This window comes from Faecalibacterium sp. An122 (genome assembly GCF_002160895.1).
Lineage (GTDB): Bacteria > Bacillota > Clostridia > Oscillospirales > Ruminococcaceae > Faecalibacterium.
This window is the reverse complement of record NZ_NFLL01000016.1, coordinates 1-25,818: the sequence shown is the minus strand read 5'-3', so window position 1 is coordinate 25,818 and position 25,818 is coordinate 1. Positions and strand designations below refer to the sequence as shown.

At 61.3% G+C, this 25,818-nt stretch carries 22 protein-coding genes; 17 read left to right on the top strand and 5 right to left on the bottom strand.

All coding sequences use genetic code 11. From position 1 onward, the window contains the following. Positions 1-17: 17 nt before the first annotated feature. Positions 18-1,340, bottom strand: coding sequence for an NAD(P)-dependent oxidoreductase (locus tag B5E67_RS10240; RefSeq protein WP_087248312.1), 1,323 nt, complete (start codon positions 1,338-1,340; stop codon positions 18-20). Between the two features lie 217 nt (positions 1,341-1,557). Then, complete coding sequence (locus B5E67_RS10235) at positions 1,558-2,589, bottom strand: glycosyltransferase family 2 protein (RefSeq protein ID WP_087366787.1); 1,032 nt, start codon at positions 2,587-2,589, stop codon at positions 1,558-1,560. A 313-nt stretch (positions 2,590-2,902) separates the two neighbouring features. On the opposite strand from B5E67_RS10235, the gene B5E67_RS10230 reads away from it, so the two are divergent. The 15 genes from B5E67_RS10230 to B5E67_RS10160 all read left to right on the top strand — a co-directional run bounded on the left by B5E67_RS10230 (position 2,903) and on the right by B5E67_RS10160 (position 19,287). After that, the gene (locus tag B5E67_RS10230; protein WP_087385152.1) at positions 2,903-4,459 is read left to right on the top strand and encodes an ATP-dependent DNA helicase RecQ; all 1,557 of its coding nucleotides are present in this window, start codon (positions 2,903-2,905) and stop codon (positions 4,457-4,459) included. A 353-nt stretch (positions 4,460-4,812) separates the two neighbouring features. After that, positions 4,813-5,679, top strand: a complete 867-nt coding sequence (locus B5E67_RS10225; RefSeq protein ID WP_087385150.1) for a type III pantothenate kinase — start codon at positions 4,813-4,815, stop codon at positions 5,677-5,679. Beyond that, the gene (locus B5E67_RS10220; RefSeq protein WP_087385148.1) at positions 5,676-6,656 is read left to right on the top strand and encodes a Gfo/Idh/MocA family oxidoreductase; all 981 of its coding nucleotides are present in this window, start codon (positions 5,676-5,678) and stop codon (positions 6,654-6,656) included. The genes B5E67_RS10225 and B5E67_RS10220 overlap by 4 nt, the downstream gene beginning before the upstream one ends. A gap of 224 nt (positions 6,657-6,880) precedes the next feature. Next, the gene (locus B5E67_RS10215; protein ID WP_087385146.1) at positions 6,881-7,486 is read left to right on the top strand and encodes an ECF transporter S component; all 606 of its coding nucleotides are present in this window, start codon (positions 6,881-6,883) and stop codon (positions 7,484-7,486) included. A 113-nt stretch (positions 7,487-7,599) separates the two neighbouring features. Continuing rightward, positions 7,600-8,403: an NAD(P)-dependent oxidoreductase gene (locus B5E67_RS10210; RefSeq protein ID WP_087385144.1), complete on the top strand. Its 804-nt coding sequence runs from the start codon at positions 7,600-7,602 to the stop codon at positions 8,401-8,403. Further along, on the top strand, positions 8,400-9,002 hold the full coding sequence (locus B5E67_RS10205) for a dipicolinate synthase subunit B (protein WP_087385142.1): 603 nt from the start codon (positions 8,400-8,402) through the stop codon (positions 9,000-9,002). Before B5E67_RS10210 ends, B5E67_RS10205 begins: the two co-directional genes overlap by 4 nt. Before the next feature lie 72 nt (positions 9,003-9,074). Next, positions 9,075-10,412 (top strand): serine hydrolase, encoded by a 1,338-nt coding sequence (locus B5E67_RS10200; protein WP_087385140.1) that lies wholly within the window; start codon positions 9,075-9,077, stop codon positions 10,410-10,412. 15 nt (positions 10,413-10,427) lie between these two features. Beyond that, a complete protein-coding gene (gene rfbC, locus B5E67_RS10195) occupies positions 10,428-10,994 on the top strand; it encodes a dTDP-4-dehydrorhamnose 3,5-epimerase (protein WP_087248294.1) in 567 nt (188 codons plus the stop codon). A 5-nt stretch (positions 10,995-10,999) separates the two neighbouring features. Then, positions 11,000-11,809: an ABC transporter permease gene (locus B5E67_RS10190; protein WP_242956933.1), complete on the top strand. Its 810-nt coding sequence runs from the start codon at positions 11,000-11,002 to the stop codon at positions 11,807-11,809. A gap of 22 nt (positions 11,810-11,831) precedes the next feature. Beyond that, positions 11,832-12,590, top strand: a complete 759-nt coding sequence (locus tag B5E67_RS10185) for an ABC transporter ATP-binding protein (RefSeq protein WP_087248290.1) — start codon at positions 11,832-11,834, stop codon at positions 12,588-12,590. Positions 12,591-12,625: 35 nt separating this feature from the next. Further along, on the top strand, positions 12,626-14,509 hold the full coding sequence (locus B5E67_RS10180) for a glycosyltransferase family 2 protein (protein ID WP_087385138.1): 1,884 nt from the start codon (positions 12,626-12,628) through the stop codon (positions 14,507-14,509). 34 nt (positions 14,510-14,543) lie between these two features. Beyond that, a complete protein-coding gene (locus tag B5E67_RS10175) occupies positions 14,544-15,080 on the top strand; it encodes a DUF5662 family protein (RefSeq protein WP_087385136.1) in 537 nt (178 codons plus the stop codon). A gap of 721 nt (positions 15,081-15,801) precedes the next feature. Further along, positions 15,802-16,482, top strand: a complete 681-nt coding sequence (locus B5E67_RS10170) for a vitamin B12 dependent-methionine synthase activation domain-containing protein (protein ID WP_087385134.1) — start codon at positions 15,802-15,804, stop codon at positions 16,480-16,482. Further along, entirely contained in the window at positions 16,472-18,898 is a 2,427-nt protein-coding gene (locus B5E67_RS10165) for a homocysteine S-methyltransferase family protein (protein WP_275539316.1), read from the top strand. The genes B5E67_RS10170 and B5E67_RS10165 overlap by 11 nt, the downstream gene beginning before the upstream one ends. Before the next feature lie 65 nt (positions 18,899-18,963). Beyond that, positions 18,964-19,287 carry a hypothetical protein gene (locus tag B5E67_RS10160; RefSeq protein WP_087385132.1) on the top strand — a complete coding sequence of 108 codons (324 nt, stop codon included), beginning with the start codon at positions 18,964-18,966 and terminating at the stop codon, positions 19,285-19,287. A 519-nt stretch (positions 19,288-19,806) separates the two neighbouring features. On the opposite strand, the gene B5E67_RS10155 is transcribed toward B5E67_RS10160, so the two are convergent. Then, complete coding sequence (locus tag B5E67_RS10155; protein ID WP_087248323.1) at positions 19,807-20,238, bottom strand: Rrf2 family transcriptional regulator; 432 nt, start codon at positions 20,236-20,238, stop codon at positions 19,807-19,809. A 178-nt stretch (positions 20,239-20,416) separates the two neighbouring features. On the opposite strand from B5E67_RS10155, the gene cysK reads away from it, so the two are divergent. Beyond that, entirely contained in the window at positions 20,417-21,355 is a 939-nt protein-coding gene (cysK, locus tag B5E67_RS10150; protein WP_087248282.1) for a cysteine synthase A, read from the top strand. Between the two features lie 258 nt (positions 21,356-21,613). On the opposite strand, the gene nrdG is transcribed toward cysK, so the two are convergent. Further along, positions 21,614-22,165: an anaerobic ribonucleoside-triphosphate reductase activating protein gene (nrdG, locus tag B5E67_RS10145; RefSeq protein ID WP_087385130.1), complete on the bottom strand. Its 552-nt coding sequence runs from the start codon at positions 22,163-22,165 to the stop codon at positions 21,614-21,616. Positions 22,166-22,715: 550 nt separating this feature from the next. Here nrdG and B5E67_RS10140 point away from each other — a divergent pair. After that, positions 22,716-22,937 carry a hypothetical protein gene (locus B5E67_RS10140; protein WP_087248278.1) on the top strand — a complete coding sequence of 74 codons (222 nt, stop codon included), beginning with the start codon at positions 22,716-22,718 and terminating at the stop codon, positions 22,935-22,937. A gap of 252 nt (positions 22,938-23,189) precedes the next feature. On the opposite strand, the gene nrdD is transcribed toward B5E67_RS10140, so the two are convergent. Then, positions 23,190-25,361, bottom strand: coding sequence for an anaerobic ribonucleoside-triphosphate reductase (gene nrdD / locus B5E67_RS10135; protein ID WP_087248276.1), 2,172 nt, complete (start codon positions 25,359-25,361; stop codon positions 23,190-23,192). Between the last annotated feature and the right edge of the window lie 457 nt (positions 25,362-25,818).

Below are 25,818 nucleotides of genomic sequence, written 5' to 3'. Positions count from 1 at the left end.
AGTGAAATCCCTGTGCATCAGATCTTCAGATCCTGCTCCCCCAGCACGTCGGAGGTGGGGGTGTCAAAGACCGGGATGTTGGCGTAGGGATCGGCGGCATCGTCGGCGGGCAGGGACTTCATATACTCGTCCATGGCGACGGCCACGTCCTTGGCCATGGCCACAGCCTCCACCACGGTGCGGGCGCCCTTGACGGCGTCGCCGCCGGCAAAGACGCCGGGACGGGTGGTGCGGCCGCTGGGATCCACCGTCAGCAGGCCCTTCTGGTTGGTGTCGATGCCGGTGGTGGTCTGAATCAGGCTGCTCTCGGAGCCCTGGCTCACCGAGATGATGACGCCGGTGTGGGCGTAGAATTTCTCGCTGCCCTCCACCTGGGTGAAACGGCCGTCCTCGCCCTTGACGGTGTCGCGGCAGATCAGGCCGTCGTCCCGGATCTCCACCGGGGCCTTGCAGAACCGGAAGCCCACGCCCTCCAGCTTGGCGTAGCTGACCTCATAGGCCGAGGCGCTGATGCAGCTCTCGTCCCGGCGGGCGTAGCAGGTGACGTGGCGGGCGCCGTTGCGGATGGCGGTGCGGGCGCAGTCCATGGCCGAGTTGCCCACGCCGATGACCGCCACATTGTCCCCCAGCCGGAAGGCCTTGCTGTTGGCCAGGTAGTCGATGCCGAAGGCCACATTGCCCAGGCTCTCGCCCTTGATGTGCATGGCGTTGGCCTTCCACAGGCCGGCGCCGATGAAAATGCTCTTGTAGCCGTCCCGGAACAGGTCGTCGATGGTGAGGGTGCGGCCGATTTCGGTGTTGGTGCGGACCTTGATGCCCTTCAGCTCCAGGTGACGGTACTGGAAGTCGTCCAGGACGCTGTCGGGCAGGCGGTAGTTGGGGATGCCGTACCGCATGACGCCGCCGATCTTGTCCCGGGCCTCAAAGATGGTGATGTCGTAACCCCACCGGGCCAGCAGCACCGCAATGGTCAGGCCGGCCGGGCCGGAACCAATGATGGCGGCCCGCATGCCGTTCTTGGGGGCGGGGCCGGCCACCATCTTGTTGGCGTAGGTGGTGGAAATGTAGTTCTCAATCACCGAGAAGTGTACCGGGTCGTGGGAGGGCATCCGGTTGCGGATGCAATGGCCCTCGCACTGCTTTTCGTGGTCGCAGACCAGGCTGCAGACGGTGGTCAGGGGGTTGTTTTCAAACAGCATCCGGCCCGCCTTGTCCATCTCGCCGGCCTTCAGCAGGCGGATGACTTCGGGAATGTTGGTGCTGATGGGGCAGCCCTGCTGGCACATGGGCTTTTTGCACCCCAGGCAGCGGTTGGCTTCGTCCAGAACGTGTAACGCCATAGATGATATCCTCCTTGTGTCCGATTGGTACGCTTCTCTGAAATGTTGTATCCAACAACAGCTTACTATAATAATACACCCTTTGGCCCCGGCTGTACAATGACGGATTCACTGATTTTCAGCAGGATTTTTTGGCTTTTTCGCCGGAAGTGCCAACGCCGGCGGGGCCAGGCTTCAAGAAAAGCCCCCGGCGGCGGGCCGGGGGCGGAAAAAACGATCAGTTGAACTTGACAATCTTGCGGGCGAGACGGTAGCCGAAGATGGTGACCTTGTCGCCGCCGGGGATTTTCAGGTTGGTGGCGCCGCCCAGGGACAGCTTGACCCGGCGGTAAACCCGGGGGCTCACATGGGCCCGCAGGTAGGCCCACAGATCGGCCTTCTTGACCTTGGCCTCGGGGCTGCCGTCCAGAATCAGGAAGATGTCGCTGATGGCCATCATGGTGGACAGATACTGGCTCATGTAGCTGCGTAGGCGGTGCTGCTCGGGGGGCAGGGCGTCCAGATCCTGGCAGTCGATCATGTACCGGGTCACCCGCAGCTGCTGGTCCACCCGCTTGACCATGACGCTCTCGTTGACGCTCTGGTCGGCCCGGCCGATGAAGTAGCGGTACAGGTCCAGATCCATGTAATACATGCTCTTGACGTAGGGCAGGGGCTGGTAGACAAAGATGTTGTCCACATAGAAGGTGTGCTTGGGCAGCACCATGCCGCAGCGGCGGAGCACCTCGGTGCGGTAGATGACCGAGTGCATCAGGATGTTCTGGTCGGGGCGGAAGTGGCCCACGTGCATCCAGGAGAACAGACGGTTCTGGGGGAACACGTTGGTGTAGCGGACGGTGTGGCTGGTGCCGTCCTCCACGTGCTCATAGACGTAGTTGCAGAACATCAGGTCGGGGGCGGTGCCGCGGTGGAGCAGGAGGCGGAGCCGGTTCAGCACCTTTTCCAGGGCCTCGGTGTCCAGCCAGTCGTCGCTGTCCACTACCTTATAATAAATGCCGGTGGCATTGCGGATGCCCTGGTTGACGCCCTCGCCGTGGCCGCCGTTCTCCTGGTGGATGGCCCGGACGATGGTGGGGTATTTGGCGGCGTATTCGTCGCAGATGGCGGGGGTTTCGTCCTTGGTGGAACCGTCGTCCACCAGGATGATTTCGGCGTCCTCCCCGGCGGTGAGCAGGGTGTCGACACAGTGACGCATATAGGCCGCGGAGTTGTAACAGGGCACGGCAAAGGTGATGAGTTTTTGATCCATAATTGTTTAACCTCGTTTTGGATGGATAGACGTTGGCGGGACAGCCGCAGATCCCGGTCAGATGCGAGATAACCTTCCGCACCGGGGCGGATGGGAATGGCGCCCAGGGGGCATCGTTCCGTCCAGTGTCCGCGTTACAACTATTATACCATGTCATGAGGCAAAAATCTATCCGCTCCAAAGACCTCAAAAACCCAAAAATGCTGGAAAATCCGCTAAAAACTCGTGAAAACAAGTCATAAAATGCGGACCGCTGGCCCCAAAACAAAAAATGTGGTATACTGCATACCGATTGACCGAAGGGAGGGCCATCATGGAGGATCAGTACAGCGTTTTAAAACGGGTGTTCGGCTACGACCGTTTCCGCCCGGGACAGGAAGAGATCGTGGAGGCGATTCTGTCGGGGCGGGATGTGCTGGCGGTGATGCCCACCGGCGCAGGCAAGTCCATCTGTTACCAGGTGCCGGCCCTGATGATGCCGGGGATCACCCTGGTGGTCAGCCCCCTCATCAGCCTGATGCAGGACCAGGTCCGGGCGCTGGTGGCGGCAGGCGTGCCGGCGGCCTACCTGAACAACAGCCTCAACGACAACCAGAAGGCCCTGATGCTCCGCCGCGCCCAGGAGGGCCGGTACAAAATCATCTATGTGGCGCCCGAACGGCTCCAGATGCCGGGATTTCTGCGGTTTGCCGAAGAACAGCCCATCAGCATGGTGACGGTGGACGAAGCCCACTGCATCAGCCAGTGGGGCCATGATTTCCGGCCCAGCTACCTGCAGATTCAGGATTTTGTCCGCCAGCTGCCCACCCGCCCGGTGGTCAGCGCCTTTACCGCCACCGCCACCATCCGGGTTAAGGAGGACATCGAGGACAAGCTGGATCTGGAGCGGCCCTTCCGCCTGACCACCGGCTTTGACCGGCCCAACCTGCGGTTTGAGACCATGCGGGTGATCTCGGGGGAGAAGCCCCACGCCCTGGTGAAGTTCCTACTGGAGGAGGGAGATGCCCCCGGCATCATCTATTGCAGTACCATCCGCCAGGTGGGGGAAGTGACCAACCTGGTGTCCCAGGTGGGAATTGCGGCGGCGCCCTACCACGGCAGAATGTCCCCGGAGGAGCGCAAGAAAAACCAGGAGGACTTCCTCTATGACCGCATCCAGGTGATGGTGGCCACCAACGCCTTCGGTATGGGCATCGATAAGCCCAACGTCCGCTTTGTCCTCCATTACAATATGCCCAAGGATATCGAGAGCTACTATCAGGAGGCGGGCCGCGCCGGCCGGGACGGGGACCCGGCCCGCTGCGTTTTGTTCTACGCCCCCAGCGACGTGCGGATTGCCCAGTACCTCATTGACCGGGAGGAACAATCCGGCGACCAGCCCGACGAGGTGCGCCAGGCCGTGGCCGAACAGGCCCGGGAACGGCTCAAGTACATGACGTTTTACGCCACCACCCGGCGGTGCCTGCGGGCGGATCTGCTCCGCTATTTTGGAGAAAAGAGCCCCATGACCTGCAACAACTGTTCCAACTGCCTGGCCGTCAAGGTGCCTGTGCCCCAGCGCCGTGCGCCCGACCCCAACGACCCCACAACCGATCCCAACCGCCGCAAGGCCAGCCGGGAGGCCGCCCGCCTCACCCTCAGCACCCAGGACGAGGAACTTCTGGCCGCCCTCTATGCCCTGCGCAAGGAGCTGGCCCGCAAGGAAAAACTGCCGGCCTTTATGGTTTTCTCCGACGCCACCCTGCGGGATATCTGCACCCGCCGTCCCACCACCAAGGAAGACCTGCTGCAAATCAGCGGCATTGGTGAAATGAAGGCCGCCCGGTATGGCCCTGCATTTTTGACCCTGGTCAAACGGCATGCCAAGTAAATGGTAAAAATATTTTTATTGTTTTGATTTCCTCCAACCCTGTAGGTTCACCTCTTGTGCTTAGCCCGTTTTCTCTGCGGGTCAGAAAACCAGGTTTTGAGGTGGTTTGCATCGTATCCGGGCGCAGCCCGGACGTAACGTGAGCGCGGCATAGTCTGCAACCCTCACAAACGGCATAAAGAGCGGCCAGAGTTGATGGTACCCAGTAAAGCTTTTTGCCAAGCTTTTTCTCGAAAAAGCGGGGAGCACTTGTAAGTTACGTTAAAATGAGGTAAAATAAAGCGATCTGAACGGATGCTGCCAAACGCGCAGCAATAGATTGGAAGGGAGGGGCCGAAAGGCTTTCAAAACACATGATCTTAGCCATCGATATAGGCAACACCACCGTCGCCCTGGGCGGCATCAAGGACGGACGTGTATGCTTTGTGGCCCATATGGATACGGTGCGCACCCGTACCGCAGCCGAGTACCGTGCTGAAATGGATCGGATTTTTTCGCGGCGGCGCAACCCTGAACGCAAAGTGTGGTTCGAGGGGGCTGTGCTGACCAGCGTTGTGCCTCAGCTCACCGGAGCTCTGGCGGTGTGCGCACGGCACTATACCGGCAAGGACCCGGTGATTGTGGGTCCCGATATCCGCACCGGCCTGACCATGGGGGTTCCTGATCCCTCCGCTGTGGGCAAGGACCGGATTGCAGACGCCGCCTATGCGGCGGCCAATTACCCTCTGCCGGTGATTACGGTGGACCTGGGCACCGCCACGACCTTTAATGTGGTGGATGAAAACCGGGTGTTCCGGGGCGGGGTGATCTGCCCCGGCCTGTCCACCGGACTGCGGGCACTGGGAGACCGGTGCGCCCAGCTGCCCCAGATTCATCTGGCACGGCCCCGCCACGCCATCGGCACCACTACTCAGGAATGTATGCTCTCGGGCTCGGTGATGGGCACCGCCGTCCTTCTGGACGGAATGGCGGCCCGGATCGAGGAGGAGTTGGGCAGCTCCGCTACTTTGGTGCTGACCGGTGGCCTGGCCAAATATGTGGCCCCCCTGTGCCGGCATCCCCTGACCTATGACCCCGAACTGATGCTGAAGGGTCTGGCTTTGCTGTATGAGATGAACAGCCGTCCGGCCCGCCGGGGCGACAGCCGCCGCCTGCATCCTTCGCGCCGGGAAGACCAGCCCCGGGGCGGGCGGCAGATGAAAAGGAGGACGGCAGGATGAAACTGGGCATTGTAGGCAGCGGAAAAATCGTCCAGGAGTTTCTGCCCTGGCTGGCACAGTCGCCGGTGGTGGAGGTGGCTGCCCTGTGCAGCACCCAGCGCAGCGCAGCTCAGGCCAAGGCCCTCTGTGAACAATATGGGGTCCCCCTTCATACCACCGACTATGAGGAACTGCTGAAGGCGGTGGATACCGTCTATGTGGCGCTGCCCAATCTGCTCCACACCGCCTATACCAGGGCGGCGCTGGAGGCGGGCCGGAACGTCATTGTGGAAAAGCCGCTGGCGCCCTGCGCCGCGGAGGCGGTCCAGCTGGCCGACCTGGCCCGCAAAAAGGGCCTGTTCCTCTTTGAAGCAGTCACCACCCTGTACATGGAAAATTACCATAAACTGCGTCAGCTTCTGCCCCGGGTGGGCCCGGTGAAGCTGGTGCAGTGCAATTTCAGCCAGTATTCCAGCCGGTACGACGCCTTCTGCGCCGGCCAGGTGGCCCCCGTCTTTGACCCCAACCAGGCGGGCGGCGCATTGATGGATCTGGCCGTCTATAACATCAGCTATCTGGTGGGCCTGTTCGGAGAGCCTCAGCAGGTCCATTATACCGCCAATGTGGAGCGCGGCATCGATACCAGCGGCATCCTGACCATGGATTACCGCTCCTTCAAGGCGGTGAGCATCGCCGCCAAGGACTGCGCGGCCCCGCCCCGGTATGTGATCCAGGGCACCCGCGGCTATCTGCTCCAAAAGAGTACCGCCAATTTCTGCGGCCCTTTCACCCTCCATCTCAACGATGGAAAAGAGGAACACTTCTCCCTCAACGGCAAGCGCCCCCGCTGTGCGGCGGAATTTGAGGCGTTTGCCCGAGCCATTGACGCCGGCGACCAGGAAATGTGCAGCGGCATGCTGGACACCTCCCTGGCGGTGAGCCGGGTTTTGACGGTGGCCCGGAAGGATGCGGGGATTCGGTTCCCCTGCGACAGGTAAACGCCTTTCGGCATTTTGTACCGGCACTCCAACCCAAGGCCGGACGAATCATGCAGCCGCCGCCCGGCGGTCGGGCCGCGGCAGAGAGGATGGAATAGAAAAAGGCGGTGGGAAGGTCCGGCTGTGGGGCCGGACGAAAAAGCTTTGATTCGCAAACACAAAAAACAATAGTTTTGCGCTGTATCCGTTTTTGAGGGCGGAACGGCAGCAGGAGGAATGACATTATGAATCGCAATCATACCAATCTTCAGGCATTGACCCGGCTGGCCCTGTTGGTGGCCATCGAACTGGTGATGAAGGCCATCGGCCTGGGCAGCGTGCCGGTGGGCCCGCTGTACATGAGCTTTTTGACCCTGCCCATTGCGGTGGGCGCCATCACCATGGGCCCTCTGGCCGGTCTGATTCTGGGCGCCGTGTTCGGTGCGGTCAGCTTCTATGACGCCGTCACCGGCGGCTCCGCCATGACCAGCGCCCTGTTCCAGGTCAGCCCGCTGCACACCTTTATCCTGTGCGTGGGCATGCGTCTGCTGATGGGCCTGTGCGTGGGCCTGATCTATGAGGCCCTGCGCCGCCTGGACAAGAAGGGGAACTGGAGCTGCATCGTCAGCGCCATGTGCGCCCCGCTGCTCAACACCGTTTTCTTCATGAGCTACATCGTCCTGGCTTTCTACAACTGCGACTACGTCCAGGGCCTGGTGGCCGCCAACGGCGCCACCAACCCCCTGATCTTTGTGGTCCTGCTGGTGGGCGTCCAGGGCGTGGCTGAGTTCCTGGTCAGCGGTCTGCTGGGCGGCATCGTGGCACGCGCCGTGGAGCGGTATATCAAATAAATCCAAACGATCCCTTTTGCATCGCAGGCAGGCCGGAAGGCCTGCCTTTTTTGCTGCGGTCCGCACACCCTGGCCCCGGCCCGCATAGGCTGAGTCACAGGGGGGGATGCACCATGACAGATAAGCTCTTTGCGGTGGTAGGCGACGACGCCCGGCAGGCGGCCGCAGGCCGGGCCCTGGCCCGGGCGGGGTTCCAGGTGGGCGGGCCGGGACAGATCGGCTGGGCCGACTATATTCTGCTGCCCCTGCCGCTGGATGTGGAGGCGGTGGGGCTGGCGGGACTTCTGCGGTCCGCCAAACCGGGGGCCCTGGCTCTGGCCGGCAAACCCTCTGCCGAGGCCCGGCGGCTTGCCCGGGAGGCGGGCATCACCATGGTGGACTACTTTGCCCGGGAGGAGCTGACCGTCCTCAACGCCATCCCCACGGCGGAGGGCTGCATCGGGATTCTGCTGGAGCGCCGGGTGCGGACTCTGTGGGACGCGCCGGTGCTGGTGACCGGCTATGGCCCGGTGGGGCAGGCGCTGGCGGTGCGCCTGACGGCCCTGGGCGCCCATGTGACGGTGGCGGCCCGGCGGGCCTCCCAGCGGGCCCTGGCCCGGAGTCAGGGGGCCCACTGGGTGATTCCGCTGGAAGAGCTGGCGGCGGCAGCCCCCGGCTTTGACGCGGTGGTGAACACCATTCCGGCCCTGGTCCTGACCCGGCCGGTGCTGGCGGCCCTGCGGCCCGGCAGCCTGATTGTGGATCTGGCCAGCCGGCCGGGGGGCACCGATTTTGCCGCGGCGGCCGCGCTGGGCCATACCGCCCTGCCGGCCCTCAGTCTGCCCGTGCGCTGTGCGCCCGAGAGCGCGGGAGAATATGTGGCCAATACGGTGCTGGAAATCATCAGGGAACGGGTGGAACAGGAGGCGGCAGGATGAACGGGAATCAGATCGGCACGGTGGCCTTTGCCCTGTGCGGAAGCTTTTGTACTTTTGAGGCGGCGGTGCCCCAGGCGGAGAAACTGGCGGCCCGCGGCTGGCAGGTGATCCCGGTGATGAGCTTTGCGGCGGCGGGCACCGATACCCGGTTCGGCAGCGCCGCCGGCTGGAAAGCCAAGCTGGAGGCGGCCGCCGGCCGCCCGGTGCTGGATACCCTGACCGGGGTGGAGCCCCTGGGCCCCAAACACATGGCCGACGCCCTGGTGATCGCTCCCTGTACCGGGGCCACTCTGGCCCGGCTGGCGGCGGGGCTGTCCGACACCCCGGTGACGCTGGCGGCCAAGAGCCTGCTGCGGGTGGGGTGCCCGGTGGTGGTGGCGGTGTCCACCAACGATGGCCTGGGGGCCTCGGGAGAGAACATAGCCCGCCTGATGCAGCGGAAGGGCTTCTATTTTGTCCCCTATGCCCAGGACGATCCGGTGGGCAAACCCCAGAGCCTCAAGGCCGATATGACCCTCATTCCCCGGACCCTCCGGGAGGCCATGGCGGGCCGCCAGCTCCAGCCGGTGCTGCTGCAGAGGCCTCTTTTCCCTCAATAAAAAGTGTGCTATACTATAAAAGATCCAGAAAGAGGCGGAGCGCCGGGCGCTTTTGCCGGGAAAGAGGGAAGAATGAAACAACTGACCACAGCTCTTGCAGCCTTTGCGGTTCTGCTGGTGCTGACAGCCTTCGGGCTGCCGGCCGGGGCGGCGGGCCCGTCTCTGGGCGCCACCCAGGCCTACTGTATCATTGATGCCGAGACCGGCCTGGTGCTGGCCCAGCAGAACATGGACCAGGAGCTGCACCCGGCCTCCATCACCAAGGTGATGACCCTGGGCCTGGCCTGCGAAAAGGCCCAGGGAGACTGGACCGGCGTGGTGACGGTGAGCCATGAGGATGTGTATTCCCTGGCCGGCACCGATTCCAGCCACATCGCCCTGCTGGAAGGGGAACAGGTCCCGGTGAAGGACCTGCTCTACGCCACCATGATGGCCAGCGCCAACGACGGGGCCAACGTGCTGGCGGAATACTTCGGGGGCGGGTCCATTGCCGACGGCGTCCAGGCCATGAACCACCAGGTGGCCGAGCTGGGTCTGGCCCACACCCATTTTGCCAACCCCCACGGCATCAGCGACGAAAACCACTATACCAGCTGCTACGACATGGCCCAGATTCTCCGCTGGGCTTTGACCCAGCCGGGGTTTGAGGAGCTGTTCACCAACAACGAGATGTATATCATGCAGCCCACCAACCTCCAGCCGGTGACCCGTTACTTCTCCCAGCAGGACTCCATGCGGATCGGTTCCAGCATGTTCTATGAGCCCACCATCCTGGGGTCCAAGATCGGGTATACCGACATTGCGCGCCAGACCTATGTCTGTCTGGCCGAGAAAAACGGGGTCAAGGTGATCTGCGTGACCATGCGCAGCGAGAGCAAGGCCGACCGCTACACCGACGTCCGCGCCCTGCTGGACTATGCCTTCTCCACCTGGACCGGCTATACCGATGTTCCGGGCATGACCGGGGCGGCCAGCATCACGGTGCGGGGCGGCGGCGACGTGCTGGGCACCCTGAGCCTGGATGCACCGGGCATCCGGGTGCCGCTGGCGGCGGGCCTGACGGCGGAGGACGTGACCCTCAGCATCGACCTGCCCGAGGTGTACACCCTGGGCGGCGAGCTGAACGGCTGGGCGGTGTACACCGTCCACGGCGGAGACTGGCAGGAAACCGCCAGCATCCGGGTGCCGCTGACCACCACCGGCCTGCGGAATGTTCTGGAAACCAGCCGCGGCGCCGCCCACCCGGCGGCCGGGGATGTGGCGCCCCGCTCAGGGATTCCCATGGTGATGGAGGCCGCTGTGCTGGCGGTGGTGATTGTGGGGGCCGGCGCTTTCTGGTACAGCCGCCGCGGCGCTGTTGTACGCTTAAACAGGGCACAACCTGCTGATAGTTCTTATAAACAAAAATAAAAGAGGTATACGATTATGGGTAAGTTCACTTTTACGCAGACTGAGATCCCCGGCGTGGTGGTCATCGAGCCCCAGGTGTTCGGCGACGACCGCGGCTATTTCATGGAGACCTACAAGAAAGAGGATTTTGCGGCGGCAGGCATCCCGGCCGAGTTCGTTCAGGACAACCAGAGCCGTTCCACCCGGGGCGTCCTGCGGGGCCTCCACTTCCAGAAGCAGCACACCCAGGGCAAACTGGTCCGCGTCACCCTGGGCGAGGTGTATGACGTGGCGGTGGACTGCCGCCCGAACAGCGCCACCTTCGGCAAATGGGTGGGCGTCACCCTCTCGGCCGAGAACAAAAAGATGTTCTATATCCCCGAGGGCTTTGCCCATGGCTTCCTGGTGCTGAGCGACGTGGCAGAGTTCTGCTATAAGTGCACCGACGTCTACGACCCCACCAGCGAGGGCGGCATCCCCTACGACGATCCCACCGTGGGCGTGGTGTGGCCCGACTGCGGCTGTGAGCACAAGACCAGCGCCAAGGACAAGCTCCATGAGCCCTTTGCCGCCCAGACCTTTGACTTCTTTGCAAAGTGGTGACGGCTGTGGCAAAACTGAAAGCAATGTGGGGCGCCCTGTGGCGCTACCGGTATCTGTTGTACAATCTGGTCAGCCGGGATTTCAAGCTGAAATACCGCCGCAGCGTCCTGGGCGTGGTGTGGAGCGTCCTCAACCCGCTGCTGATGTGCCTTGTGTACTGGGCGGTGTTCAGCAGCCTGATGGACATGCGGGGCAGCGGCATTGACAACTTCCCCGTGTTCCTGATGTGCGGGCAGCTGCTGTTCAACTTCTTCAACGAATCCACCTCCACCAGCATGGGCAGCATCCTTGCCGCCGCCCCTCTGCTGAAAAAGGTCTATATCCCCAAATATATCTTCCCTCTGGAGAAGTGCTGCTTCGCCATGGTGAACTGTGTGTTCAGCTTTGTGGCGCTGCTGCTGGTCATGATCTTCACCGGCAGCTCCTTCCACCTGACCCTGATCCAGGCGGTGTACCCTCTGGTCACCCTGTTCTTCTTCAGCCTGGGGGTGTCTTTGTTCCTGGCGGCGGCCACCGTCTTTTTCCGGGACATTCAGCACATCTGGAGCGTCTTTGTGACCGCTCTGCTCTACTTCTCGGCCATCTTCTATGACCCCGCCCAGATGACCTTCTCCATCGGCGGGTTCAATATGCAGCAGGTCATCGCTCTCAATCCGATTTACTGGTATATCACCGGCTTCCGCCGCACCGTTATGTGGGGTATCCCGCTGGATCTGCGGATGGTGGAGGTCTGCGGCCTGTGCGCCGTGATCTCGCTGCTGGTGGGGGTGACGGCCTTCCGCCGCACCCAGGACCGCTTTGTCCTGCACATCTGACGAGGGGGAGGAGACAACACCCATGGACACACCCAATACACAGCCCATCATCGAGATCAAAAATGTCTCGATGTGCTTCAACCTGGCCAGCGAAAAACACGAGAGCCTGAAAGAATACTTTCTGGCCATGGTCCAGGGCCGGCTGCACTACGATGAATTTTACGCCCTCAAAAACGTCAGCCTGGACATCATGCCGGGGGACTTTTACGGTCTGGTGGGCCTGAACGGCTCGGGCAAGTCCACCCTGCTCAAGACCATTGCGGGGGTGTACAAGCCCACCCGGGGCCAGGTGACGGTGCGGGGGACCATTGCGCCCCTCATCGAGCTGGGCGCCGGCTTTGACATGGACCTGACCGCCCGGGAGAACATCTACCTGAACGGCACGGTGCTGGGCTTTTCGCCCAAGTACCTGGACGAAAAGTTCGACGAAATCGTGGAGTTCAGCGAGCTGCAGAACTTCCTGGACGTTCCCCTGAAAAACTATTCCTCGGGCATGGTGGCCCGCATCGGCTTTGCCATCGCCACCATCACCAAGCCCCAGATCCTGATTGCCGACGAGGTGCTGTCGGTCGGCGACTTTTTGTTCCAGCAGAAGTGTGAAAAGCGGATGCAGGAACTGATGGCCGGCGGCACCACCGTGATTCTGGTGTCCCATTCCATCGAGCAGATCGAGCGGATGTGCTCCAAGGTGGCCTGGCTGAGCCATGGCCAGCTGAAGATGAACGGCGACACCAAGACGGTCTGCGACGCCTACAAGGCGGTCCAGCGGGGCCAGGCCTGAGGCCGGGACCCATCAAGAGATACGAGGGAAAACATATGAACGAACAGCAGCGCAAACGCATCCGGGAGCTGAGCCGCTATGCGGTGACGGTGGCCAGGGAAGAAGGCCTGCCCGCCATGGCCAAACGGAGCGCGGGCTTCATCAAGCGCCGCTTTTTCGGCAAAAAGGCCCGCTATCTGCCCGACAAAAAGGTTCTGGCAGCCCAGCGGGCCCTTTATGAGGGGAAAACCCGGGCAGACTGCGGCCTGCCCACCATCAGCATCCTGACCCCCCTGTACAATACGCCGCCGGTCTACCTGCGGGCCTTTCTGGATTCCTTTGTGGGGCAGACGGCGCCCAATGGCCAGCTCTGCCTGGCGGACGCTTCCGACAGCGCTCACCCCGAAGTAGGGGAGATTGTGCGGGAATATCAGGCAAAGAATCAACAGATCGTATATAAAAAGATCGAAAACCAGGGCATTGCCCAGAATACCAATGCGGCCGCCGCCCTGGCGGACGGGGAATATCTGGCCCTGGCCGACCACGACGATGTCCTGGCCCCCCATGCCATGTATGAGATGGGCCGGGCCATTCTGGACCTGCGGGCCGCAGGCCAGCCCGACGGTTTCCTGTACAGCGACGAGGCCCTCTTTGAAAAGGACATCCGCCGCCCCCGGGCCGCCCATTTCAAGCCCGACTATGCCCCGGACTACCTCCTCTGCTGCAACTACATCTGTCACCTGGCGGTGTTCCGCCGGGAGCTGTATGAGCAGATCGGGGGCGAGCGGCCGGAGTGCAACGGCAGCCAGGACCACGACCTGTTCCTCCGTCTGATCGAAAAGGTAGGAGGCGCCGCCCACCTGCCCCAGGTGTTGTACTATTGGCGAGTTCACGCCGGGTCCACCTCGGGGGGCACCGACGCCAAGCCCTATGTGGCTGCGGCGGCCAAGCGGGCCCTGGCGGACCACCTGGCCCGTACCGGCCAGAAGGGCGAAGTCACCGACGGCCTGTTTCCCAGCACCTACCGGGTGCGGTGGGAGGTGGAGGGCGAGCCCAAGGTCAGCGTTCTGATCCCCAACAAGGACCATACCGACGACCTGGAACAGTGCCTCCACAGCCTCTATGCCCGGACCCTCTGGGAAAACTATGAGGTCATCGTCATCGAGAACAACTCGGAGAAGCCCGAGACCTTCGCCTATTACAAGGAGGCCCAGCGCCGCTATGAGGGGCTGCGGGTGGTACAGTATCCGGGCAAGGGGTTCAACTTCTCGGCCATCAATAACTTTGGCCGGAAGTATGCCTCCGGCAGCTATCTGCTGCTGCTGAACAACGACGTGGAAATCACCGACGGCGAGTGGATGACCGAGCTGGTCCGCCAGTGCGCCCGCCCCCGGGGCGGCGCCATCTGCGGGGCCATGCTCTACTACCCCGATGACACCATCCAGCATGCAGGCGTCATCACCGGCCTGGGCGGTTATGCCGGCCACAGCCATAAGTATAAGAACCGGGGCGGCAGCGGCTATATGTTCCGGGCCGCCACGGTGCAGGACTTTTCGGCGGTGACGGGGGCCTGTCTGCTGGTGAAAACCAGTGTCTGGGACGCCGTGGGCGGGCTGGATGAGCGGTTCGCAGTGGCCTTCAACGACGTGGATTTCTGCCTGCGGGTGCGGGATGCAGGATATCGGGTCATCTGGACCCCCTATGCCTGGCTGTACCACCACGAGAGCAAGAGCCGCGGCTCGGACGAAAAGGACCCCATCAAGGAGCGCCGTTTTGCGGCCGAGCAGCAGCGTCTCTATGACCAGCACGGCCGGGACAACATCCTCAACGATCCCTACTACAACCCCAGCCTGACCCACGACCGGGAGGACTTTTCTGAGAGCGCCGACCTGAAACGGCTCCAGTCGGGGGAACTGCGGGTGCGCTACAGAGCGCAATAAAACGCAAAAACAAAACCAAAAGGAGAGATGCAGTGTGAACGTTCTGGGGCATTTCAGCACCATCACCCGGCACAAGATGCTGGTGATGCAGTATTGTTTTGCGTGCGGGCTGTATAAGCAGGGCCTGGCCCACGATCTAAGCAAGTACAGTCCCACCGAGTTCATACCGGGGTGCATCTATTACCAGGGAGACCACAGCCCCAACGAAGCCGAGCGCCAGGCCAAGGGATACACGGCGGCGTGGCTCCATCACAAGGGCTGCAACAAGCATCATTTGGAGTACTGGATTGATTACGGCGGGGGCAAGACCGGCCTGATCGGCATGAAGATTCCCCTGCGGTACATCTGCGAGATGGTCTGTGACCGTGTGGCGGCCAGCCAGGTTTATCTGGGGGAACGCTACACCGATGCCTCGGCCTGGGAGTATTACCAGCGCAGCCGGGACCATTACCTGATGCATCCGGCGTCCCGGGCCATGCTGGAAAAGCTCCTGAAAATGGTCCGCGACCAGGGCCAGGACGCCACCTTCGCCTACATGAAAGCCCTCCTTGGCCTCCACCAGGAATACTGACCTACTTTTCTGGAAGAAAAGTAGGCAAAGGCAACGGCGGCGACCGCGTCCAGTGGACGAAACAGGGAGCCGCCGTTGGCGCCGCGCTCCGTTTTTTGAAAGCGCCCGCCGTGGCGCGCCGCAAAAAACGGCTAAGCGCAAGAGGATTCACCTGGTACCACTGGGTGCTATGGTTCTCACCAAGTCCAGCCGGCGGCAAGGTTTCAGCCGCTTTATGAGGTTCCCGGTCTGCGCCCCGTTGAGTCCAAGGTTTTGCGAGTCCTAATTTGTTTTTTATTCCGTCGTGCTGCTTTCCGCATATAGGAAAGCTCCATAAGTACAAAATCTCCGTTTCTGCTTACCGCAGGGGCGGGGATTTTTGTTTATAGAGCTTTTTCGCAGGTCAGAAAACCGGGTCTTGAGATGGTTTGCATCGTACCGTGCCGCAGGCATAAACGTAACGAATGAGCCGGAGTGAAACGGCCCCGCGGAACCTTGGGAGATCCGGAAAGTGTATGGTACCCAGTGAATCCCTCTTGCGCTTAGCCAATTTTCTCTGCGGGCATGAATGCCCTTGTGAAAATTGGAGCGCTGCGCCAGCGGCAGCTCCCTGTTTCATCCACTGGATGCGGTCGCCGCCGCTGCCTTTTGCTTCCTTTTTCTTTCAAGAAAAAGGAAGGTTTTGATTTTGGGGGAAACTGTGCTACAATAAAGCAATCATGAATGAAAGGGGGCTTTGTGGATGTCCACGGCAGTCTGTCGGGTTCTGGAACTGAAACGGCCCGAAGAAATTGATCTGGCCCAGGCGGCTCGGTACTTGGGCGCGCGGGGTGAGCCGGATTCGGCCACAATGGCTTTGCTGGACCGGTGCGCCCGGCCTCTGCTGAATGCTGCTGCGCCCCGGGCGGTGTATCTGCGGGCGAAAAAAGAAGATTTGGCCTCCCTGTGGCAGGGGGCGGACGTGGAACGCCACCTGGCCGGCTGTCCCGAGGCGGTGCTGCTGGCGGTGACGCTGGGTCCCGGGGTGGATGCCCAGATCCGCCGCGCCGGCATCGGAGATGTGGCCGCCCAGGCGGCCGCCGATGCGCTGGCCAGTACCCTGGCGGAACAGGTCTGCGACCAGGCCGAGGAGATTCTGCGGGCCATGGCACGGGACCAGGGTCTGTATTTGACGGGGCGCTATTCGCCGGGATATGGGGATTGGCCCATCGCGGTGCAGTCCCGGCTGGCGGCCCTGCTGGATACCCAGAAGCGGATTGGCCTGTATGTCACCGATACCTTTTTGATGCTTCCGCGCAAGAGCGTGACGGCGGTGCTGGGTCTCAGCGATGTGCCCGTCACCGGCAAACGGGCGGGCTGTGCCCACTGTGCCCTGCGCGATAAATGCGAATACCGAAAGAGAGGCGTAACCTGTGAGAGCTGAAGAACTTTTTTCCTCCGCCCGCACCATCCTGCTGGATGGCGCCATGGGCACCATGCTGCAGGCGGCGGGCCTGCCCCTGGGCGCCAAGCCCGAGGCCCTGAACCTGGAAAATCCCGCCCTGATTGAGTCCATCCACGCCCAGTATGCGGCGGCAGGCAGCCGCATTGTCTGCGCCAATACCTTTGGCGCGTCGGCCCACAAGCTGGCGGGTACCCCCTACACGGTGGCCCAGGTGGTGGAGGCGGGCATTGCCTGCGCCCGCCGCGCCACGGCGCCCCATGGGGCATGGGTGGCTCTGGACGTGGGCCCTCTGGGGGAACTGCTGGAACCGGCAGGCACCCTCGCCTTTGAGGATGCGGTGGCCGATTTTGCCGAGATCATCCGGGCCGGCGCGGCAGCCGGGGCGGACCTGGTGCTGCTGGAGACCTTCACCGATCTGTATGAGCTGAAAGCCGCCCTGCTGGCCTGCAAGGAAAACTGTGACCTTCCGGTTCTGGCCAGCATGAGCTTTGAGGCCGGCGGCCGGACCTTTACCGGGTGTACGGTGGGCAGCTTTGCCGCCACCGCCCGGGGTCTGGGTGCGGATGCCCTGGGCATCAACTGCAGTCTGGGCCCCAAGGAAATTTACCCCATGGCCAGGACCCTCTGTGAGGCGGTTCCGGGGGATTACCCGGTGTTTGTCAAGCCCAATGCCGGCCTGCCCCGGGCCGACGGCAGCGGCTATGACATCACCCCCCAGCTCTTTGCCATGCAGCTCAAGCCCTACCGGGAACTGGGCCTGTTCGCGGCGGGAGGCTGCTGCGGCACCAATCCCGATTTCATCCGGGCGCTGCACAAGGTTTTTGACGACTGCCCGGTGGGCCGCCCGGCCCATCCCATGCCGTCGGTCCTGTGCACCCCGGTGCAGTGCGTCCAGGTGGACGGCATCACGGTGGTGGGCGAGCGGATCAACCCCACCGGCAAAAAGCGGTTTCAGCAGGCGGTCCGGGAAGGGGATGTGGACTACATCCTGGCCCAGGGCATCAGCCAGGCCGACAGCGGCGCGGTGGTGCTGGACGTCAACGTGGGCGTTCCCGGGGTGGACGAGGCTGCCGCCATGGAAAAGGTGGTAAAGGCCCTGCAGAGCGTGGTGTCGCTGCCCCTGCAGCTGGACTCCTCCAACGCCGAGGCCCTGGCCCGGGGTCTGCGGGCCTACAACGGCAAGCCCATCGTCAACTCGGTCAACGGGGAACAGGCGGTGCTGGACCGCCTGCTGCCCCTGTGCAAAAAGTACGGCGCCGCCGTGGTGGGCCTGACCCTGGACGAAAACGGCATCCCCAAGACCGCCGCCCAGCGGGTGGCCATTGCGGCCCGTATCCGGGATGCGGCCCTGGCAGCGGGGATTCCTCTGGAGGATATCTACATTGACTGCCTGACCCTCACCGCCAGCGCCCAGCAGGACGACGTCATGACCACCCTGGAGGCCCTCCGGGCCTGCAAGGAGGAACTGGGAGTGCGGACGGTGCTGGGCGTGTCCAACATCAGTTTCGGCCTGCCCTGCCGTCCCTACCTGAACACCGCCTTTTTGACCATGGCCATGCAGGCCGGTCTGGATTTGGCCATCATGAATCCTGCCAGCGAAGAAATGATGGGCGCGGTGTTTGCATACAATGTTTTGTCAGGCCGCGACCGGCAGAGCGGGGCCTATATTGCCCGTTATGCCGGCCGCGCCATGCCGTCGGCCGCGCCCCAGCCGGTGCAGCAGAACACCAGCGGTGCGGCGGCCGGTGAGGCAGCCGGGGAGAGCGGACCCTATGCCGCCCTGATGCGGGCGGTGGAACAGGGCCTCAAGGGCGAATCCGCCGCCGCCACCCGGGCCCTTCTGGCAGAGCACCCGCCCCTGGACCTGGTGGATCATGCCCTGATCCCGGCCCTGGACGTGGTGGGCGCGGGCTATGAGAAGGGGACTCTGTTCCTGCCCCAGCTGCTTCAGTCGGCCAGCGCGGCCCAGGCTGCCTTTGAGGAGATCAAGGCCGCCGTCGCCAAACAGGGCCGCCCCGGCGAGAGCAAGGGCAAAATCGTTCTGGCCACCGTCAAGGGGGATGTCCACGACATCGGCAAAAACATTGTCCGGGTGATTCTGGAAAACTACGGCTTTGACGTGCTGGATCTGGGCCGGGATGTGCCGGTGGAGACGGTGGTGGAGGCGGTGCGCCAGAGCGGCGCCCGGCTGGTGGGCCTGTCGGCCCTCATGACCACCACCCTCAAGAGCATGGCCGAGACCATCGAGGCACTGCACGCCGCCAAGCTGGACTGCAAGGTGATGGTGGGCGGCGCGGTGCTCACCGAGAGCTACGCCATGCAGATCGGGGCCGACTGGTACGCCAGGGACGCCAAGCGTTCCGCCGATATCGCCAAGGAGTTTTACAATGTGTAAAATACGATATCGTTTGTATTTTATGCAAGGTAAGGTGTTGATGTAGTTTTGAGAGGAGCAAAACCATGAAAGGCACGCTGGATGAAAGCTATACGGTGGAAGTGATCGAGCCGAAGCTCATCCAGGGGGAAACCATCTTGAAGTATGCATACGACCGGCAACAGTACCCGGATTTGCTGGAATGGCTTATAGAGAGATTCTGGTCCCATAAGCCCTTTCTGTACCAAGATGAGCTGCAGAGCTGTATGGTGATAGAGGCAAAGTATTCATGGATGAGCTGTTCTTACATGGATGAGAAGGAAATCGACTTGGATAATCTGTTTTTCCCGCCTGACATCTATGGAAACTTGGGGAAAATGGTGGAGCCGGGAAAAAAGTGGAGTATATGAAACGCTTTGCGTATGGCACCATTACGTTGAAGCCGTATGAGCCGGAGGGCGATGCCTGAGGCCAGCCCGGCTGCTTGTTTGCAAATCGTTCAAAAAGAACACAAAAAGCTGCCACAAATTGGCTGTATACTTAAAGTGCAGTCGGGGAGGAGAACAGACCTCCCCGTCAAGTGGATTCAACTCCCTTTCCAAAGGTCCCCCCAGACCTCACCGCAGCCCCGCCCAGCAGGGCGGCAGGCCGCGGCTCCGACATCCTACTGTTCCCCCGCCCATGCCAGGCAATCGCCGGGCGGCGGACAGACTACTTACTCTCTCCCGCTTCGGCGCGGAGTTCCTGATACAGGACAGCACCGGCACTTTTCCTTTTTCACGGTGCTGTCCCTTTTCTTTGCAGACGGTGGTCCGGCCTGGACGGCGGCAGCCCACAGGCCGGACACCGGCAAAAACCTTGTGCCAAAACGCGAAAAGCGCCCGGCCTTCTCCTTGCGGGAAGGCGGGCGCTTTTTGTATGGGCGGAAATCAGATCACATAGTCGTCCCCGGACTGGGCCGGCCGGGCCAGGTCGGCCAGGGTGATTTTGTCCAGATAATCCCGGATGACCTCGTTCAGGCCGCGCCACATCTCATAGGTGCGGCACTCGGACAGGCGGCCGCAGGCCGCTGCACCCGGTTCCAGACAGGTGACCGGGGCCAGATTCCCCTCGGTCAAAAGCAGGATATCGCTGATCCGGTATTGATCGGCGGGACGGGTCAGGCGATAGCCGCCGCCCTTGCCCCGCAGCCCTTGCAAAAGGCCGTTTTGGACCAGGGATTTCAGGATGTTTTCCAGGTATTTTTCCGAGATGCCCTGCCGGGCGGCGATTTCTTTGAGGGGCATGTATTTCTCCGACTGATGTTCGGCCAGGTCGATCATGACCCGCAGCGCATACCGCCCTTTTGTCGAAACAATCATATTCGTCTGCTCCTGTTCCAGGCTGCACATGGCAGAGCCTTTTTAACCTATTATACGACAGGGTAAGTGACTTTTCAACTGTGCTGTGGGAAAATGTTGACAAAATCCTCCGGTGCAGTTATAATTCCCTTAAACCGACTGGTTGAGTTGGTAAACCGCCCTGTGAGGAGGAATGAATATGAGCAAGATCTACACCGCAGCAGACCAGCTGATCGGGCACACCCCCCTGCTGGAGCTGACCCATATAGAGAAAAAAGAGGGCCTGGAGGCCCGCATCCTGGCCAAGCTGGAGATGTTCAACCCCGGCGGATCGGTGAAGGACCGTGTGGCGAAAGCCATGCTGGACGACGCCGAGGCCAAAGGCCTCCTGAAGCCGGGCGCCGTCATCATCGAGCCCACCTCGGGCAATACCGGCATCGGCCTGGCCAGTGTGGCGGCGTCCCGCGGGTATCGGGTCATCATTGTGATGCCCGAGACCATGAGCATGGAGCGCCGGCTCCTGATGAAGGCCTACGGCGCCGAGCTGGTCCTGACCGAGGGCAGCAAGGGAATGACGGGGGCCATTGCCCGGGCCAACGAGCTGGCCGCCGAGATCCCCGGCTCCTTCATCCCGGGACAGTTTGACAACCCCGCCAACCCGGCGGCCCACGAGGCCTCTACCGGTCCCGAGATCTGGGCCGACACCGACGGGCAGGTAGACATCTTTGTGGCGGGCATCGGCACCGGCGGCACCATCACCGGCGTGGGACGGTACCTCAAGAGCCAGAACCCCGACATTAAGGTGGTGGGCGTGGAGCCGGCCACCTCGGCGGTGCTCAGCGGCAAGAATCCCGGGTCCCACGGGCTCCAGGGTCTGGGGGCCGGTTTTGTTCCGGCCATTCTGGACACCTCCATTTACGACGAGATCATCCCGGTGACCGACGAGGAAGCCTACACGGCCGGCCGGAATCTGGGCCGCGAGGAGGGCGTTCTGGCGGGCATTTCTTCGGGCGCGGCCCTCTGGGCAGCGGTCCAGCTGGCCCGCCGTCCCGAGAACAAGGGCAAGACCATCGTCACCCTGTTTCCCGACACCGGCGACCGCTACCTCTCCACCCCTTATTTTTCCGAGAAAAAGTAAGCCCCCCTACTTTTCTGGAAGAAAAGTAGGCAAAAGACTTTTTACTGGGTACCATGAAGTTTCCGGGTCTCAGACAGTTTCACGGGGCCGTTACGCTCCGGCTCGCTCGTTACGTTTGTGCCTGCGGCACGGTACGATACAAACTCCGTGTACCTGGGTATGATGCAGCGTCTCTACCGCCCGGGTATTCTGTGCCGAAAAACAGCATCAAAGAAAAAACCCTGCTCCTGGTTTGGGGCAGGGATTTTTTGTTGGAACTTACATGGTATGGGTGGAAAAGACCGGCTCATCCTCCCACAGCACCGGCTGACCGGCCGCCAGGGTCTTGGGCATATCCAGCAAACGCTGGTTGGCGCTGCCCCGGAACCGGAGGCTGATATCATACTGAGCCTGCACAAAGGGGCCGTCCACCAGCACGTCCAGCAGGGACAGGATTTCGTCGGTGGTCTCGCACCGGCAGCGGGAGGGCTCTTTGCCCTGCAGCTGTTCCAGGGTATAGCCCGAGTAGCACCAGATGGTCTTGGTGGGGTAAAGGGCTTTGAAGTCGCGCAGGAAAGGCAGCAGCTCCCGCTGGTTGGCCGGCTCCATCGGCTCGCCGCCCAGCAGGGACAGACCCGTGATGTAGTCGGGCTGGGAGGAGGCAAAAATCTGGTTCCGCACCTCCTTGGTGAAGGGGGCGCCGTAGCCAAAGTCCCAGGCGATTTCATTGAAGCAGCCGGGGCACCGGTGGGTGCAGCCCGACACGAACAGGCTGGTCCGCACTCCCGGACCGTTGGAGATGTCGTAGTATTTGATGTTGGCGTAATTCATGGGAATTCCTCCTTGCCGCGGCGGACGGCCGCGCAGTAATGACAGCGGTAAATAGGGCGGTTTTGTTTGTGATGGAATTGCTGATGTGAGAAAGAAGTACAGTGTTTTCTATTGGCGCACATTTTTCCGTATAGTTGGAACGAAAAATATCGTCTGAACCGTCTGAAACTTGTGTGTGACGCCGAATTCTGTGATTGTTCACAAAAAAGTATTGAATTCCTTGTGCAAGGTGAATATAATACGGGCAAGGACGCAGATAGAGGGCGTCCGGAAAGCCCGGCAGCGAGAAGCCGGGAATAACTGCTCCGCTTGGTGGAAAGCGGAGACGGATTGCCGCAGCATTGAGGCGGGCAATCCAAACCCATTGCAAAGGAGATTGCGTATTATGAAATATATTGAGATGATTCTTGATTCCTTCAGCTGCAATGCCGCAGTGCAGAGCCGCATGGAGGACGCCTGTGTGGATCGCTGGGGCTTCTGCCTGGACAACCAGATCTGAGCAGAGCACCGGAGGATGTTCCAAAAAACCCGAGAAAGGAAGGACCTTTTTATGATCGAACGAGTAAGAGTGAAGAACATTGACCAGATCAACAAGATCGCACACATTGCCAGCGCCCTGAACAGCGATGTGGGCATCCATGATGCAAACGGCCAGATTGCCGATGCAAAGAGCCTTCTCGGGCTGCTTCGGCTGGACTATAGCCGTCCCGTCGAGGTCGTCTCGGAGAATGCCCATGCCCTGCGCGCCTGCGTGCGTGCCTGCGCAGTGTAAGCATCCGCCGGAATGAGCGGAACGCTGCAGGCCCTGCGCCTGTGACTGAATCAGAAGAAAGCCCCCGCCGGATTCACTCCGGCGGGGGCTTTTTGTCGTGCCTGGGGCACGCGCAGAAAAGAGGACCCGGGCCGTGATGTTCAGACTATGTTTCCACAGGGAACGGACTGTCCCTCGGGGCGGCCCCCCGGGGCAGCGCGGCACAGGGCATAAAAAGCCCCGCCGGGGGAGGAAAACCCGACGGGGAGCTTGTTAGAGGTGAAGCACCCGGTCCCGGATCTCCTGGGTACGGCCCTGATTCCAGAACTGAGTCCCGATGTAGCCGCAGGTGCGGCGGGCCACATTCAGCTTGCTCTGGTCGCGGTTGCCGCACTTGGGGCATTCCCAGACCAGCTTGCCGTCGTCCTCGACGATGCGGATTTCGCCGTCGTAGCCGCAGCACTGGCAGTAGTCGGACTTGGTGTTCAGCTCTGCATACATAATGTTGTCGTAGATGAACTGGAGCACGCTCATGACGGCCTCCAGGTTATCCTGCATGTTGGGCACCTCGATGTAGCTGATGGCGCCGCCGGGGGACAGCTCCTGGAACTCGCTCTCAAACTTCAGCTTGGTGAAGGCGTCGATGTTCTCCGACACATGGACGTGGTAGCTGTTGGTGATGTAGTTCTTGTCGGTGATGCCGGGGATGATGCCGAACCGCTTCTGCAGGCAGCTGGCAAACTTGTAGGTGGTGGACTCCAGCGGGGTGCCGTACAGGGAGTAGTCCATGTTCTCGGCCTGCTTCCATGCCTTGCAGCAGTCGTTCATGTGCTGCATGACGCTCAGGGCAAAGGGTTTGGCCTCGGCGTCGGTGTGACTCTTGCCGGTCATATACTTGACGCACTCATACAGGCCGGCGTAGCCCAGGCTGATGGTGGAGTAGCCGCCATAGAGCAGTTTGTCGATCTTCTCGCCCTTCTTCAGGCGGGCCAGAGCACCGTACTGCCACAGAATGGGGGCGGCGTCGCTCAGGGTGCCCAGCAGACGCTGGTGGCGGGCCTGCAGGGCCCGGTGGCACAGATCCAGACGCTCGTCGAAGATCTTCCAGAACTGGTCAAAGTTGCCCTTGGAGCTCAGAGCCACGTCCACCAGGTTGATGGTGACCACGCCCTGGTTGAATCGGCCGTAGTACTTGGGCTTGTTGGTCTCGGGGTCCACGTAGGGGGTCAGGAAGCTGCGGCAGCCCATGCAGGTGTAGCAGTGGCCCTCGCCGTTCTTGTCGACTTTCAGCTCCAGCATCTTCTTTTCCGAGATGTAGTCGGGCACCATCCGCTTGGCGGTGCACTTGGCGGCCAGCTCGGTCAGATAGTAATAGGGGGAGTCGGGGTGGATGTTGTCCTCCTCCAGCACGTAAATCAGTTTGGGGAAGGCGGGGGTGATCCAGACGCCGGCCTCGTTCTTGACGCCCTGGTAGCGCTGGCGGATGGTCTCCTCAATGATGATGGCCAGATCGGCTTTCTCCTGGGGATTCCGGGCCTCGCCCAGATACATAAAGACGGTGATGAAGGGGGCCTGGCCGTTGGTGGTCATCAGGGTGACCACCTGATACTGGATGGTCTGAACGCCGCGGTTGATCTCAGCCCGCAGCCGCTTTTCCACAATGGCCTTTTTCCGCTCGGCGGAGACGGGCAGGCCCTCCATCTCGCTTTCCACCTCGGCGGCGATCTTCTTGCGGGAGACGTCCACGAAGGGAGCCAGATGGGTCAGGCTGATGCTCTGACCGCCGTACTGGTTGGAAGCCACCTGTGCGATGATCTGGGTGGCGATGTTGCAGGCGGTGGAGAAGCTGTGGGGCTTCTCAATAAAGGTACCCGAAATGACGGTGCCGTTCTGGAGCATATCCTCCAGGTTGACCAGATCGCAGTTGTGCATGTGCTGTGCGAAGTAGTCGGCGTCGTGGAAGTGGATCAGACCTTCCTGGTGTGCCTTGACGATGTCGGGGGGCAGCAGCAGACGGGCGGTCAGGTCCTTGGAGATCTCACCGGCCATGTAGTCGCGCTGGACGCTGTTGACGGTGGGGTTCTTGTTGGAGTTCTCCTGCTTGACTTCCTCGTTGTTGCACTCGATGAGGCTGAGGATGCGCTCGTCGGTGGTGTTGGTCTGGCGCTTCAGGTTCTGGATATACCGATAGGTAATGTAATGGCGGGCCACATCATGAGCCTGAATGTCCATCAGCTCGTTTTCCACCATGTCCTGAACTTCCTCGACGCTCACCGCACGGCTCAGCTGCTGGCAGCGGCCGGTGACGGCGGCGGCGATGTCGGTGATCTGTTCCCGGGTCAGACGGAGATTCTCCTCCACCGACTCGTTGGCCTTGGAGACAGCCACAATAATCTTGGTAATATCGAAGGGCACCTCGGTACCGTTTCGCTTGATGATCTTCATGCGATTCCTCCTCCTTTGTCCGCTTGCGGCAGCAGACGGCGGCGAACCGCCCCCTGGCTGCCTATATATAGTAATAGAATAAAGCTTGCGCTGGAAAGGGTTGACCGCCCGGGAAATCTACTATATATAGAGGAGAGAACCCCTGAAAACGGTCGTCCCGCGCGGTCGTCCGCACGGTGTGCAAGACTATGATACCATTATTTAGTGGCAAGTCAAGGACTTCAACCCCATATTTAGTGTTTTTGGAGGGATGCCCAAAAAAGGCACAAGATTTTGGGGCGGAATCATGGCTCCCAAAAAGTCTTGAAAAAAGTTGGAAAAAATGCTTGACAAAAGTCAGACTCTGTAGTATTATACTCAGGCGCCCAGCGGAACGGCTTCCGCGAGAGTCCGAAAGAATGAAAGCACTTCAAAATCACTTGAAAAAAGATGAAAAAAGTGCTTGACAAAACGGACC